A 14,446-nucleotide genomic window follows, 5' to 3' on the forward strand; every position below is an offset into this window, starting at 1 on the left:
ATACTTTATTAATAATGGAAGTGTCCTTTTGAATAAAAAACGTCAAGACAGTACTGAGGACCGTATTCAATCAACGGGCCGTTATGAGTTGCCGCCTGACTTCGACCCGGATACCCCGACGCGGGAAGTGATCCTGGCGGGGCTGCGCGAAGATGCAGACGGCCTGACCATGCAGGCTCTGGCGAAAAAGCTGGGCCTGGGCAAAGAAATTACGGTGGGTTTCGAGCGGCGTGTGCGCGCAATGGAGCGCGATGGCCAGCTGCTGATTTCCCCCGAAGGCAAAATTCGCAAAAACAGCCAAACTGGGTTTATCGCGGGCAAAGTGTTGGGCCATCGCGACGGCTTTGGTTTCCTGCAGCGCGACGACGGGCAGCCTGATCTGTTCCTGTCGCCACGGGAAATGGCCAAAGTGTTGCACGGCGACCACGTTATGGTTCGCATCGTCGGTGAATACCGCGGCAAGCCAGATGCTTCGATCGTAGAAGTTACCGCGCGTCATACCAGCAAGCTGGTGGGCCGTTTCCTGCGTGAGCGTGGCACGTTTATCGTGGTGCCCGAAGATCAACGTATCAAGCACGACATCCTGATCCCGAACGGGGACCAGGGCGAGGCCGAGCCCGGCCAGGTCGTGACGGTAGAGATCACTCAGCAGCCCGAGCGTCATCGCCAGCCTTTGGGGCGTGTGATTGAGGTGCTGGGGGAAATTGACGACCCCGGCATGGAAATCGAAATTGCCGTGCGCAAGTTTGAAGTGCCGGTCGATTTCTCCGAGAAGGCGCTCAAGCAGGCCGCTCGCATTCCTGCCAAGGTCAAACCCTCGGAATACAAAGGCCGCGTTGATTTGCGCGATGTGCCTTTCATCACCATTGACGGTGAAGACGCACGAGATTTTGACGATGCGGTGTATTGCGAACGCGTGGACATCGGCACGGGCAAACGCTCGCGCTGGGCATGGCGCTTGCTGGTTGCGATTGCCGATGTCAGCCATTACGTGCGCTCGGGCGATGCCCTGGACGAGGACGCGCTGGAGCGTGGCACCAGCGTGTATTTCCCGCGCCGCGTGATCCCCATGCTGCCAGAAAGCCTGTCTAACGGGATCTGTTCTCTGAACCCGTCGGTAGACCGTCTGGTCATGGTGTGCGATATGGTCGTCTTGGCCGATGGTGCCAAATCCGGCACCGTATCGGCCTATCAGTTTTACGAAGCGGTCATCCACTCACATGCGCGCACCACGTATTCCGATATCTGGAGCGCCTTGCAGCAGCCTACTGGCCCTGCTGCCACCCAGATTCAGCACGTGCTCGAGCCTGTGCAGAACCTGTACTCCTTGTACCGCCTGCTGGCCGAGCGCCGTACTGCACGTGGCGCAATTGATTTCGATACGGTTGAAACCAAGATTGTGTGCAACCCCTTGGGTCGCATCGAACGCATTGAGCCCTTGGTCCGTAACGACGCGCACAAGCTGATTGAAGAGTGCATGCTGGCAGCCAATACATGTGCTGCCGACTTTATCGCTCGGAGCCGTCGCAACGGTCTGTACCGTGTGCACGAAGGCCCCACGCCGCCCAAGCTGGAAGCCTTGCGCGAGTACTTGCGTAGCTTGGGGCTGACCCTGGAAGGGGGCGATGAGCCTACTTCTGCCGATTACGCCAAAGTCGTGGCCGCGGCCCGTGGTCGTTCCGACTTCGCCGTCATTCAGACCATGTGTTTGCGTTCCATGCAGCAGGCCATTTACAGCCCGGAAAAAACGGGCCACTTTGGTCTGGCCTATTCGCAATACGCTCACTTCACCTCGCCGATACGCCGTTACCCGGACTTGCTGGTGCACCGCGTCATCAAGGGGATATTGAAGGGCGAGCGCTACGTTCCGGCTATCGACGAAGATCCGGGCGATGCCGCCTTGCCAGCCAGCAAGCGCGACTTTGCTCGCTGGGAGAAACTGGGTGCCTTGTTGTCGGCGCGCGAGCGTCGTGCTGACGAGGCCTCCAAAGACGTGGAAGCCTGGCTCAAGTGCTGGTTTGTTAAAGAGCACGTGGGCGAGGAGTACTCTGGCAAGATTAGCGGCGTGACCAGCTTCGGTCTGTTCGTGACGCTGGATACCTTGTATGTGGAAGGTCTGGTCCATGTTTCCGAGCTGGGTGCGGACTACTTCCAGTACAACGAAACCTCGAACGAGCTGCGTGGTGAGCGCACCGGTCTGCGTTATCGCCTGACTGATGCGGTGCAAGTGCAAGTCGCTCGCGTTGATCTGGAAGCGCGCCGTATCGAGTTCCGCCTGGTCAAGGGTGTGGGCTACAAGGCGGTGAAGGCAGCGGCAGAAGGGGCTGAGCCATCCGAGCGTCCTATCAAGAAAGCAGCGTCTACCAAGCCGCTGGCCTTGAAGGGCACCACGGCCTCCCAACGACGTGCTTCGCAAAAGCAGGCCGAGCGGGACGAAAAACGCAGTACGGAGAAGGCGGCCAAGTCCGCAAAATCCACGCGCAGCCCTAGAGGACGGCGCCGATAGGCGTACAATGCCAAGCCGGGCTTTTTGCCCGGCTTTCTTTATTTGCTCTTATTTCCCCCAAGGATTGTTATGCCTCAGCAGGTTTTGGCCGGTTTCCATGCCGTTATTGCCCGAGTTCGTTTTAGCGCCGCTTCGGTGCGCGAGGTCTATGTGGATCAGACCCGGCGCGATAAACGGATGCTGGCCTTTATCGAACAGGTAGAACAGGCTGGCTTGAAAGTCATGGCCGTGCCGGTCGAACGTCTGGATGGCCTGGCCAAGGGTACTCGCCACCAGGGCGTGGTGGCTTTGGCTCTGGAGCAAGAGCTGGCTGTCGATGTCAACGAATTGCTGGATGATCTGGAAGAGGCCGGTCAGGTTCCTTTCCTGTTGATTCTGGACGGGGTGACAGATCCCCACAATCTGGGCGCCTGCTTGCGTAGTGCCAATGCGGCGGGGGCCCATGCCGTGATTGCGCCTCGTGATCGTGCGGTGGGTCTGAATGCCACCGTATCGCGTGTGGCTTGTGGTGGGGCGGAATCGACGCCTTACATTACGGTGACGAACTTGGCCCGTACCATGCGCATGCTGCGCGAGCGCGATGTCTGGCTGGTCGGCACGAGCGATCAGGCCACCCATACCTTCCACCAGGTAGATGCCCGCCGCCCCATGGCTTGGGTAATGGGGGCCGAGGGCGAGGGCATGCGCCGTCTGACCCGTGAAACCTGCGACGAGCTGGTGTCCATCCCCATGATGGGCGCAGTAGAAAGCCTGAACGTCAGTGTGGCCAGCGCGGTTTGCCTGTACGAAACCTTGCGTCAACGCAGTCAGGCTTAATTCCTTTTAAGTCTTGTTACTTGCTTAATTACTTATTTGTATAAAAAACGGCGGGTTTCATCCGCTGCTTCACCAGATAATAGGTAATTGGCCGTCAGCCGGGCAAAACTCAATCGGCGCTGACGGTGTGTACACGCATTATGGGCTTGGAAACGATCATGGAAGAAAACGGCTTTATTACCTCCACCTTGCACTCTGACCGTCGCTTGGGCACGCAGCATGGCGCTATTCATCAGCCATTGCACACGTCGACCGAGTTCGGTTTTCAGGATGCGCGTGAGCTGGCTGCGGTCTTTCAGGGCAAGTCCGGCTTTACTTATTCCCGCCAGGGCACGCCTACCACGGCGGCGCTGGAAGCCAAGATTACACGCATGGAAAAAGGGGTAGGCAGCGTCAGCTTTGCAACCGGCATGGCTGCCTTGAGTGCCACCTTGTTTACCTTGTTGCGTCAGGGCGATCACTTGATTGCCAGCAAATACCTGTTCGGCAATACCAACAGCCTCTTGGGTACCTTGCGCGATTTGGGTGTGCAGACCACGCTGGTGGATGCAACCGATCTGGCCCAGGTACAAGCGGCACGCCAGCCCAATACCCGTATGGTCTTTGTTGAAACCATTGCCAATCCGGGTACACAGGTAGCCGATCTGAAAGGGGTGGGGCAATGGTGTCAGGACGAGGGCTTGTTGTATGTGGTCGATGCCACCCTGTCCTCGCCTTACCTGTCGCCCGGTCGTGAGTTCAAAGCCTCTTTGGTTGTGAACTCCTTGTCCAAGCATATCGGCGGTCACGGCAATGCCCTGGGTGGCATGGTGACGGATACCGGCCTGTTTGACTGGACTACGTACCCCAATATTGCCGAGGTATACCGCAACGGCAATACGCAGAACTGGGGCCTGGTGCAGATCCGAAAAAAGGGCTTGCGCGATATGGGCGGCACCTTGTCGTCCGATGTGGCTCACCGTTTGGCCGTAGGCTCGGAAACCTTGCCTTTGCGTATGGAGCGCATCTGTTCCAACGCACTGGCGTTGGCGCGCCATTTGAAGGCCCATCCCAAGGTCAAGCACGTGCAGTATCCGGGCCTGGAGGATCACCCGCAGCATGAGCGCACGGCTCAGTTGTTCGGCAATCGCTTCGGTGGCCTGATGAGCGTGGTGCTGGAAGAGGGCATCGAAATCTTCGATTTCCTGAATAGCCTGAAAGTCTTTGTATTGGCCACGCATTTGGGCGACAACCGCAGTCTGGTGCTGCCCGTTGCCCACACCATTTACTACGAAATGGGTGCCGAGCAGCGCGCTCTCATGGGCATTGCCGACAATCAGCTGCGTATCTCCGTGGGTATCGAAGAGATTATCGATCTGACCTCGGACTTTGATCAGGCCCTGGCCCTGTCTTGAGTTCTTCGCGCATCTAGCCATGGTTCAGCCTGGGCTGTATCAGGGCTAGATGCTGCATCGCTTGTTGCAACTCCCTGGATTCCAGATTTGCATAGCCAAATAGCAGATGGCGCGGGTTTGAGCTGTCCACTTCCTGGCTGGCGGCCTGTGCCAGAGGGTATAGCCGTATGCCATAGCGAAGTGCCGCCGCTGCAACGTGATGGGCGTCTGGACTGTGTGGCGGCAGGCGAAAAGCCAGATGCATGCCGGCATTGTGCCCGCTGACCACTCCCGTATTTCCCCACACTTTTTTCAGTCCTTGCAGCAGCGTATTGCGTTGCTCCAGATAACGGCGGCGCAAGTATTGCAGGTGACGTGGATAGTCATACTCATCAAAAAAACGAGCCAGAACAGCTTGCGTTAACCAGGGCGAACCATTGTTCAGCAAGGCCTTGCGGGCGATAAAGTCCTGACTCAGATGGGGTGGGCAGACCATGTAGCCCAAACGCAAACCAGGTCCCAGGGTTTTGGAGAACGAACCCAGGTAAATGACCTGGCCGGGGCTCATGGCCTTGAGTGCTGCGGGCAAGGCCGGACCATAGCAGAAGTCTCCATCGTAGTCGTCCTCAATAATCAAAGCGCCACTGGAGCTGGCCCACGCCAGTAGCTCCTGCCTGCGATTCACTGTCAGAGTGTGCCCCAAGGGGTATTGATGGGAGGGCGTGACAAAGGCCAGCTGGACTGCCTTGTCCGGTAATTGATCCGTACGCAGGCCGTATTGGTCTACCGGCACAGGAATGCCTTTTGCACGGTGCCGCGCCAGCAAATTGCTAAAGCCCGTATAGCCAGGCGATTCATGCACCGCACAGCTGTTTTCATCCAGAAAGTGAGCCGCGATCAGGCTCAAGGACTCCTGCGTCCCTGCCGTAATGATGATGTGGTCCGGGTCAGCCAATATGCCCTTGCTGGCTGCCAAATAATCTGCAATCTGCAGCCGTAATCCCCATAGGCCCTCAGGTGGTGGATAGTCCGCCATCGCGGAGCCTGCGTATCGGAGCAGCTGATTGGACAGAGAAATGAACTGGCGCAGCGGAAAAGCATGAACCGAGGGGCGTCCAATCTTGAAATCAAAACGAACTGGCACGCTGGCAGCGGGCACATGCACACCGCTGGCCAGTGCCGTGTTGGTACGCGGGTTGCGTGCACAGTGGGCGGTTTCCAGTACAAAGTCCGGTGCCAGTCGGCTGCGTCCATTGTGGGTGGGCGTAGCCACAAAAAATCCCCGGCTCGGTTCGCTATGAATCAGATTGGAATCGATCAGCAAATCATAGGCACCCATGATCGTATTTTTAGAAACCTGCAATAGAGACGCCATTCGGTTGATCGAAGGCAAGCGATTACCTTCTTGCAAACGCCCTGAACAGATCAGGGTTTCGATTTGACGTGCAATTTGGCGTTTATACGGTGGGCTATGAGTATGAGAAAGCGTAATCGGTAAAGAAAACATGGCGGGACCGGAAAAATAATCAAAACCATCAAGGGCGAGCCAAGCCGGGCCACTATAGGCAGCAGCCTCTAGTTTTAACTTGAGTTAGGTCAAAATGATTATTCGTTCGTGATAAATTTGTCCCGCTTATTGATCTGCCAACTGGCGCCTTGTCATGGATGTTTTTATCTAGGTAAGAGTATTTAATTTCTCGTAATTACGATATAAAAAAACCATCCCCATTATCTAATCTGTATCCATACCTTCTCAGTAAAAAATAACAATCGTTATAGTTTGCTTGGTCTTGCCGTTTAGCAAGGCAATTGTTGGAGGTAATGGAATGTATAGAAAAATGATGACCCTGGCCTTCCTGTCTACCACCGTCAGCGCGGCTTTGGCGGCCCCGACGGAAGAGCAAGTGCGGGTAGATAACTTGTTTCAGCAAAACTGTGCGGTGTGTCACGCAGCCGACCGGGGAGGGTATATCGCACCGGGTTTACACAGTGATCGCCTGGTTCAAAGCGAGATTGCCTTGCGCGGCACCATCATGACCGGAATCCCGGATACCTTGATGCCGCCCTTTGTAGGACGTCTGCCCGATGAGGACATTCGCGCACTGGCCAAGATGATCAAGAACGAGCCCGTGGTGGAGCGTAGCTGGGACATGGACCAGATTCGTGCCAGCGTGAAAGTGTTGGTGGACGAATCCACCTTGCCTGGCAAGCCCAATTACGAGATTGACTCTGTCTATGACCTGATGGTCATCATGGCCCGCGGACGCTACGGCCGGGGAGATGGTTCCAATCAGGCTCGTGCCGTTTTCATCAATGGCAAGAACAACCAGAAGGTGGGTGAAATTGCCACGGTTGGCGCGCCTCACATCATGGAGTTCAGTCCCAGCCACGAACGCTGGGGTTACCTGAAAAGTGATGATGGCCACGTCTACAAAATCGACCTGTATACCTTGCAGATTGTGCGTCAGGCCAAAGTGGGGCTGACCGGTACGGGTATTGCCTTGTCCAAAGATGGCAAGTGGCTGGCGCTGAGTTCCTTCGTGCCCAACAGCATGGTCATCCTGAAAGCCGACACGCTGGAGCCGGTGAAATATATCGCTCTGGAGGGCGAGGACCCGGATGGCAATTTCATCAAATCCGCCGGTGGTCCCATCATTGGTAGTCGCATCAATAACAAGTTTGCGCTGACACTGCGCCAAGCCGGGCAGATCTGGATTATTGATCCGGACAAGCCGGATATGCCGGTCACCAAACTGGCCAAGGTCGGACGCATGTTGCACGACACCTTCCTGACGCCGGATGGCCGCTATTCCATGGTCGCTTCTTACGATGACAACAAATACGTGGCCATCGACCTGAAAGACGACAAGGTGGTGCGTGATATTCCGGCTGGTTGTCAGCCCCACGCAGGCTCGGGTGCTGTCACTGAGGTGAATGGCCGCATGCTGGCCTTCGGCACCAATATGGGCACTTGCAAGCTGGGTTCTGTGGTCACGGCCTGGGATGTCAAAGACTTCTCTGTGGTGAAGCAAATCCCTGTCGCCGGGGCGACAGAGTCGCCCGCCGCACATCCTAATGCTCCGTATGTGGCGGTGGACATTATCGACAAGGACAAGCGCGCTTCCTGGATTCAGCTGATCGACAAAAACACCTTGTCTGTGGTGAAGACCTTGGATGTGGGTGGTCATGCTTTCTTCCCCAACTACAACCGCACGGGCGATTACCTCTACGTCAGTTCGGGTTACTGGGGCGATCGCTTGAAGATTTACGACAGCCGCAGTCTGGAGCTGGTAGCCGAACACAAGATGGAAAGCCCATCGGGCATTTTCTCTCGTGCCCGTACCCGTTGGCTCACCATCGGTCAGCCTGAAACCCAAAAATTTTAAGCAAAGGAACGTCATGAAAAAGCTTTTTATGGGTGTGGCTCTGATGGGCCTCTTGGGGTCTGGTGCAGCTTGGGCAGCAGACAAACCAGTGGGTTTGCAAGGCTCGCACGGGCAGTCGCAATTGTCGGCACAGGCCTCGTCCATGCTGCCTTTGTGCGCGTCCTGCCATGGGCTGGAAGGTGTCAGCTCGGAAGGCATGTACCCCAATCTGGCGGGTCAGAAGGTGGAGTATCTGGTCAAGCAGTTACAGCAGTTCAAATCGCGAGAGCGTAACGATCCCATCATGAGTCCAATGGCCGAGCCTCTGAGCCCGGAAATGGTGAATGAACTGGCTGCCTACTTTTCCAGCCTGAAGTAAGTGTGAACCGGGCGCCAGTTTCTGCTGGCGCCTCAAGGATGTCGTGCAATGAATGTGTTTCCCTTGTTTTTCAATTTGACCGGCAAGACGGTTGTCGTCGTGGGTGGCGGGACGGTCGCGGAGCGTAAGGTTCGGCTCTTGCTGCGCGCTGGAGCGCGAGTCACTGTAGTCGCGCCGGAGCAAACCTCCTGGTTGCGGGCCAGTGCGCAAGCGGGTGCTTTGAGCAGCCTGTTTACTTCCTTTGTCGCCGAGCATATCCGCGAGGCCTGGCTGGTTATTGCGGCAACCGGAAGACGCGAGATAAACCGTATCGTGGCTCAGGCAGCGGATGCCTTGCGTCTGCCCTGCAATGTGGTCGATGACGGGCAATTGTCCACCGTACAAGTCCCAGCCATGGTTGACCGTTCGCCCTTGATGATTGCGGTTTCCTCCGCCGGTTCTGCCCCCGTGCTGGCGCGGCGCGTTCGGGAGTGGATAGAAAGCGAATTGCCGGAGTCAGTAGGGGACCTGGCCGGTTTGCTGGCCCGTCGCCGGGCCGATATCAAACAGGCTTTTCCCGAGGTGCATACTCGTCGTCATTTCTTTGATTACGTGCTTGATAGCCAGATCCCTGATCTCCTGGCACAAGGCAAGCCCACTGAGGCACTGGCAGCCTTTGATGCTGCCTTGGAGGCGGAAACTCCTCAGCAGCATATTCAGGTCACCATTTTGCCTATCGCCGACTTGGATGCAGTGGACTTGCTGACGCTGCGTGCCTTGCGCAAATTGAATCAGGCAGATTGGGTCTTGTACCTGCCATTGACTCTGCCCGCAATTCTGGAAAAGGCCCGTCGTGATGCCCGTTTGATGGCCTTGGATCAGGCGGGTGTGGTCTTGCAAGACACCTTGTTGAATCGGGACTTCTGGGCCCCGCTATGCCGTTCCTGGGCGCCTGGAGAACGCATCGTGATTGCGTGGAAATCGTCGTGGGATGTGCCGCCTTTGCTTGAGCTGTTGCAGCAGCAAGGCTTGAGCTGTGAGTTGGCCTAGGTGCGCTATCAGCTTGCATGGGTGAACTGTGTGATGAAGAACTAAGTGAAGTGTTGTTGTTGTTGTTGTTGTTGTTGTTGTTGTTGTTGTTGTTGTTGTTGTTGTTGTTGTTGTTGTTGTTGTTGTTGTTGTTGAGTTTGAGTGAGGCAAGATCGCTTGCCTCACTTTTTTTGACCTATCGATTCAGGCCTGTCCAGACTGGCACCTGAAACTTGCTGTATTTTGATTTTGCACTCTTTTCCCCAGCAGCTCACCTGATTTTATTGGGAGTGCTGGGTGCTATTTGAGGCTTCAGAGGGAAGGGCAGAGGTTCCAGAACTGTGGCTGAGTAAAAATGGTTCTGGGTAATTGCCTTGAGGGCGTTCAGGCAGTGATTTCCTGATCGTTGAGATAGCAGCCCGGATCTTCCGCCCATACATTGCCCGTGCTTTTTTCTGCCCGAGTGCGCGTATTGCCATTGCAGATATCCAGGTAGGCACAGCCCGCGCAGCGTCCCTGTACTGGCCTGGGACGTTGACGCAGCCCTGCCAGCAAGGGTTCTTGATCGTTGGACCAAATCTCTGAGAAAGGCCGTTGCAGCACATTTCCCAAGCTGTAGTGCCACCACATGGTGTCGGGGTGCACATTGCCCCGGTTATCGATGTTCGCAATCCCTTGGCCGGAGGAGTTGCCTCCCCATTGGCGCAGCATATTCAGAATTTTGGGAGCCTGTTCGGGGTAGTGGCGCCTTACCCAATGCAGAAAGAAAACACCGTCAGCATCGTTATTGCCCGAGGTGAACTCCTTGGGTTTGCCAGCTTTCTGATACGCCATACAGGTCGTAAAAAGTTGCTCCATGGCCCTCCGGGTGACGGCATGATGGCTAGCCAGGGAACGGTTGCCCAGGCCTCGACCTGCATAGTTCAAATGAGAGAGATAAAAGCGGTCGATTTGCTCCTGGTCCATCACGGCCAGGAGGCCATTGAGGTCAACTGCATTTTCTTGAGTCAGGGTAAAGCGCAGGCCCACTTTCAATTGCTTCTCACGGCATAGTCTCAAGCCATGCAAGGAGGCCGCATAAGCTCCTTTTTCACCACGAATTCGGTCATGCCGGACCTGTAAACCGTCCAGGGAAATGCCTACATAGTCAAAGCCGCAGTCGGCAATCTGATCAATGTTTTGCTCAGTAATCAGGGTGCCGTTGGATGATAGTCCTACGTACATGCCCAATGCTTTTGCACGTCGGCCCAAGTCATAAATATCCGGGCGTAGCAAAGGTTCGCCGCCCGACAGAATCAGGGCGCGTACACCGAACTGATGCAGATCATCCATGACTGTGCAGGCTTGTTTGTAGCTCAGCTCGCCAGGGAAGTCCTTGTTGGTAGAGGCCGAGTAGCAGTGGCTGCAATGCAGATTGCAACGACGTATCAGATTCCAGATCACTACCGGCGCCTTGCTGGTTCGGGTGGGTGGAACAGAAGAGTGCAGGGCAGCGACAAAACGAGATATCCGGAACATGCTCAAGGCCTCCGCAGACGCAGGCCGGTCTTTTTGAGAATGGCCGTGGAAAACAAAATATCGTGATCGAGCAGGACGCCAGGAAAGCGCTGCGAGATTTGCAGGCTGATGTTCTGTGCCTGGGCACGTACCGTGTCATGGTCCCTGCCATGCAACATGGCAAACAGGTTGTATGGCCACTCGGGTAAACGACGCGGGCGACGATAGCAATGACTGACTCCGGTTTGTGTGCCTAGCCACGTACCGACTGCCTCCAGGCTATCGTCCGTGATGTTCCAGACGCACATGCCATTGGCTACGTAGCCCAGGGCATAGTGATTGGGGATGGCCGCGATTCGCCGTATCAAGCCTTGATCCAGCATGGTTTGAAACTGCTTCATGACATAGGCTTCGGACACGCCCAATTCTTGCGCCAGTTTCAGGTAGGGCTGTGCTTCTATCGCCAGTCCCTGCTGCGATGCATGAATCAAGGCGGTATAGGCAGGGTTCAACTGCACCATGTCACAGCTCCAGTTTCAGGCTAAGGGCGTATTCCTGTTCTTTGGGAAAAGCAAAGACGGGCAAGCCGGTTTCAGCTTCGATTGCAGCCAGGCAGGATTTGATGTCTTGTGGCGTTGCCGTGGCAAGCACAAACCACATATTCAGGGCGTGAGCGCGCCGGTAGTTGTGAGCGACCTCGGGATGGCGGTTTACGGCTTTGACGGTACTGTCCCAGCGTTTTTCCGGTACGGCCATGGCGACCAGACAGTAAGCACCGCCTAGTGCCTCGATCTGAAAGAGGGGGCCAAAGCGGGTCAAGATTCCGGATTGGCGCAGATGCTGGACACGCGCAATCAAGTCGGACTCGCTCAAGGCAAAATCAGGAGCCAGCTGTGCAAAAGGCCGGGAGCAGATGGGGAAACCATCTTGCAGACGATTCAGAATGCGGCGGTCGATGTCATCCAGCTCAGCCGGCGCATGCAATGGTGGGGTGTGAGTATCAGTCATGATGAGCCGGTCTAAGCAGTGCGCCGCGTTGCTTGAAGCAGCGAGTGGAGAACAGCACTTCCTGGGGGAACGGGTTCAGGCCAAAACGGCTATTTAGCTCTGCATGATGGGCCAGTACGTGCTGACGATCTTTGCCGTGAATCATGCAAAACAGATTGTGATTCCAATGCGGCGGGTAGGGCTGCCGTTGATAGCACAGCGTAATGCCGTCTTGCTTGGCCAGTTCCTCACCCACGGTATCGATATGGTGTTTGTCTACCGTCCAGACACACATGGCATTGGCGCTATAGCCCAGTTTTCGATGACGTAAAACCAGGCCAAATCGTCTGAAAACACCTTGCTCCAGAAAGCTGCGCAGGTGTTGCAGCACTTGCTTTTCGCTCATCTGAGCATGTTCTGCCCAGGGCTTGAAAGGCTCGGCTTGAATTGCCAAACCCGGCAAAGAGCATTCCAGCAGTTTGCGTTCAGCACAGCCCAATGCAGGCAGGCCGTTGCCAGGTGACAAGGGGCTGGTGATCTTGGGATGTGCGGCCAGGCTAAATCCCAGATCAATGTGATAAGCCCGGATCATGGGCAAGGACATGGGCAACAAGCCGATATGTTCAGCGATGTGGTCCAGAGTCGCCTGCCGTTCTTGTTCACTCGCACAGGTCAGCACAAACCAGAGATTGATCGCATGTTCGCGTTCGTAATTATGATTCACGGCCGGTAAGGCGCTGATCCAGTCAGCAACTTTGTCCAGATCCTTGGGCGGAACATGCATGCCCACCAAGGTGCTGCTCATGCAGGCTGGGTTCAGCACTGGCCCGATGCGACTGATGATGCCTTGGGCCTGCCAGCGTTGAAGGTAGTCCATCACGGCTTGTTCACTAAGGCCCAATAGCAGTCCCAGCTTGCGGAACGGCCGGGACTCTAGTGGAAAGCCATGTTGCCAGGCATTCAATAGCTGAAAAGCAGAAGGGGAAAGATCAGAAACCAATGCGACCACTCCGATGCGTAAAAAACACTCCACTGGGGTGCTGAATATCCAGGCTTTCCAGACGCTTGAAACTGCGGGTGTCGTACACACTGACCTTGTTGTCGTCTCGCGCTGAAATCCAGACGGCCTCGCCCCGAGGGGTAAATTCCATGTGGAGAACGGCTTTGCCTGCGTCCAGGGTCTGAACCACTTTCAGTGTGGCGACATCAATGACCTGTACCTTGTCGTTGTCAGGAAAAGCGAAGTTCACCCAGACCTGACGGCCATCGGGCTGAGCCATCACAAAAACGGGTTGGCCATGAACGGGAATGCGAGTTTTTTCTTGCCAGTCCAAGGTGCTGGCAACCAGCACCTCATGGCGTCCAATAGCCGGTAAAAACAGGTCCTGGCCAGCCAAGGACCAGCCGCGCAGATGCGGCATTTTGTAGACGGGCAGGGCGGCCTCTCCCCGGCCATAGCCTTGCAGGATTTTCCGGACTCCATTTTCAGGTTTCCATAAATCCAGCATGGCCAAGGCGTCCTCCCCAAACAGGCCGGCAATGTAGTAGCGCCCATCCGGGGTGACCATGGCATCGTAGGGCTGGCGGCCTGCTGCAAAACGTCGTGTCGTGGGGTGAAGCGGGTCGGACAAATCGGTCAGCCAGATTTCACCCGCCTCGAACAAGGAGTAGGCGAATTGCTGATTCGGTAAATCCGCCAAGCCAACCACCTTGGCGCGCTTGTCGGGGGCGTAGTAGGACGGGACCTCACTGATCAAGTCCAGGGTGTCGGCATCAAAAACCTTGATGCCGCCCGGTTCGTAGTTTTGCACTACGATCAGCTTGCCATCCTGTGAGATTGCCCCACCTATGGCATTGCCGGACTGAATGATGCGACGGACTAGAACCTGTTCAAGCAGATCCACTTTGCTCAGTCCACCATCGCGCCCAAATACATAGCCATAGCGCCCGTCGCGTGAGTAGGTGATATGGGCGTGGGACAGATCGCCCAAACCTTCAATGCGCGCCAAGCGGCTGCGATGACTGGTTTCAACAACGGCCACACTGCCCGTCGCACGTTCAACAACCAGCCCCAGGTCATTGGTGCCGCGTAGTGGGCTGGCACAGCCGCTTAAAGCGACAAGCAGGCCAAGACTCATCAGTGCTTTCATGGTGCTGCATCCGATTCATGGAGAAGAAAATCAGCCAGCCAGAGACTTTCTGCTCGCTGCAAAAAGCGGTTCCAGGCAGGCATAGCGGTTCCGGGACGCCCATGCATGATCGTCAGAGCGATTTGCTCTGCGCTTTGACCCCGCAAGGCATCAGCCGTCAAGGCAGGGCCCAGACCTCCTTTCAGCAGCAGGCCATGGCACGAACCACACTCTTGATGCAGCAGTGTTTGTAGAGAGGCTTGCCGCTCCAAGCTCACAACGGCTTCATCGGCAGTGGCTTGTTGTGGCCAAAGAAGGGAGAGCAGCACGGCCAGCCATATCTTCACCAGAGCCTGCCAGCCGCTGAGTTTTGAAGGGAGATGCAG

13 protein-coding genes are annotated in these 14,446 nt (G+C 56.0%); 6 read left to right on the forward strand and 7 right to left on the reverse strand.

The genetic code is table 11. The features are described from left to right. Positions 1-28: 28 nt before the first annotated feature. From rnr to Q9R35_RS03040, 3 genes are all read left to right on the forward strand, one after another. Complete coding sequence (gene rnr / locus Q9R35_RS03030; protein ID WP_063690576.1) at positions 29-2,506, forward strand: ribonuclease R; 2,478 nt, start codon at positions 29-31, stop codon at positions 2,504-2,506. Positions 2,507-2,575: 69 nt separating this feature from the next. Then, the gene (rlmB, locus tag Q9R35_RS03035) at positions 2,576-3,322 is read left to right on the forward strand and encodes a 23S rRNA (guanosine(2251)-2'-O)-methyltransferase RlmB (RefSeq protein WP_042481405.1); all 747 of its coding nucleotides are present in this window, start codon (positions 2,576-2,578) and stop codon (positions 3,320-3,322) included. A 158-nt stretch (positions 3,323-3,480) separates the two neighbouring features. Then, entirely contained in the window at positions 3,481-4,716 is a 1,236-nt protein-coding gene (locus Q9R35_RS03040; protein WP_311219453.1) for a cystathionine gamma-synthase family protein, read from the forward strand. 13 nt (positions 4,717-4,729) lie between these two features. Here Q9R35_RS03040 and Q9R35_RS03045 read toward each other — a convergent pair whose 3' ends face one another. Beyond that, positions 4,730-6,202 (reverse strand): PLP-dependent aminotransferase family protein, encoded by a 1,473-nt coding sequence (locus Q9R35_RS03045; protein ID WP_311219322.1) that lies wholly within the window; start codon positions 6,200-6,202, stop codon positions 4,730-4,732. Positions 6,203-6,521: 319 nt separating this feature from the next. On the opposite strand from Q9R35_RS03045, the gene Q9R35_RS03050 reads away from it, so the two are divergent. The 3 genes from Q9R35_RS03050 to Q9R35_RS03060 are packed head-to-tail and all read left to right on the forward strand — an operon-like array spanning position 6,522 to position 9,468. Continuing rightward, positions 6,522-8,081: a nitrite reductase gene (locus tag Q9R35_RS03050; protein WP_223254050.1), complete on the forward strand. Its 1,560-nt coding sequence runs from the start codon at positions 6,522-6,524 to the stop codon at positions 8,079-8,081. A gap of 13 nt (positions 8,082-8,094) precedes the next feature. Beyond that, positions 8,095-8,439, forward strand: a complete 345-nt coding sequence (locus Q9R35_RS03055; RefSeq protein WP_197313666.1) for a cytochrome c — start codon at positions 8,095-8,097, stop codon at positions 8,437-8,439. Positions 8,440-8,487: 48 nt separating this feature from the next. Continuing rightward, the gene (locus tag Q9R35_RS03060) at positions 8,488-9,468 is read left to right on the forward strand and encodes a bifunctional precorrin-2 dehydrogenase/sirohydrochlorin ferrochelatase (protein ID WP_063690569.1); all 981 of its coding nucleotides are present in this window, start codon (positions 8,488-8,490) and stop codon (positions 9,466-9,468) included. A 363-nt stretch (positions 9,469-9,831) separates the two neighbouring features. On the opposite strand, the gene nirJ is transcribed toward Q9R35_RS03060, so the two are convergent. Genes nirJ through Q9R35_RS03090 form a run of 6 tightly spaced genes read right to left on the reverse strand, consistent with a single transcriptional unit; the run spans position 9,832 to position 14,407 of the window. Then, complete coding sequence (gene nirJ / locus Q9R35_RS03065) at positions 9,832-10,965, reverse strand: heme d1 biosynthesis radical SAM protein NirJ (protein WP_109088405.1); 1,134 nt, start codon at positions 10,963-10,965, stop codon at positions 9,832-9,834. A gap of 2 nt (positions 10,966-10,967) precedes the next feature. Then, positions 10,968-11,465: an Lrp/AsnC family transcriptional regulator gene (locus tag Q9R35_RS03070; RefSeq protein ID WP_109088406.1), complete on the reverse strand. Its 498-nt coding sequence runs from the start codon at positions 11,463-11,465 to the stop codon at positions 10,968-10,970. 1 nt (position 11,466) lies between these two features. Next, a complete protein-coding gene (locus Q9R35_RS03075) occupies positions 11,467-11,952 on the reverse strand; it encodes an Lrp/AsnC family transcriptional regulator (protein WP_042481381.1) in 486 nt (161 codons plus the stop codon). Beyond that, positions 11,945-12,931: an Lrp/AsnC family transcriptional regulator gene (locus Q9R35_RS03080; protein WP_052362878.1), complete on the reverse strand. Its 987-nt coding sequence runs from the start codon at positions 12,929-12,931 to the stop codon at positions 11,945-11,947. Before Q9R35_RS03080 ends, Q9R35_RS03075 begins: the two co-directional genes overlap by 8 nt. Then, on the reverse strand, positions 12,921-14,081 hold the full coding sequence (locus Q9R35_RS03085; protein ID WP_311219323.1) for a cytochrome D1 domain-containing protein: 1,161 nt from the start codon (positions 14,079-14,081) through the stop codon (positions 12,921-12,923). The genes Q9R35_RS03080 and Q9R35_RS03085 overlap by 11 nt, the downstream gene beginning before the upstream one ends. Further along, entirely contained in the window at positions 14,078-14,407 is a 330-nt protein-coding gene (locus tag Q9R35_RS03090) for a cytochrome c (RefSeq protein WP_311219324.1), read from the reverse strand. The genes Q9R35_RS03085 and Q9R35_RS03090 overlap by 4 nt, the downstream gene beginning before the upstream one ends. Positions 14,408-14,446 lie beyond the last annotated feature (39 nt).

Origin of the sequence: Alcaligenes sp. AB3 (assembly GCF_031844565.1) — a bacterium.
In the GTDB taxonomy this organism is placed as follows: Bacteria; Pseudomonadota; Gammaproteobacteria; order Burkholderiales; family Burkholderiaceae_B; genus Alcaligenes; species Alcaligenes faecalis.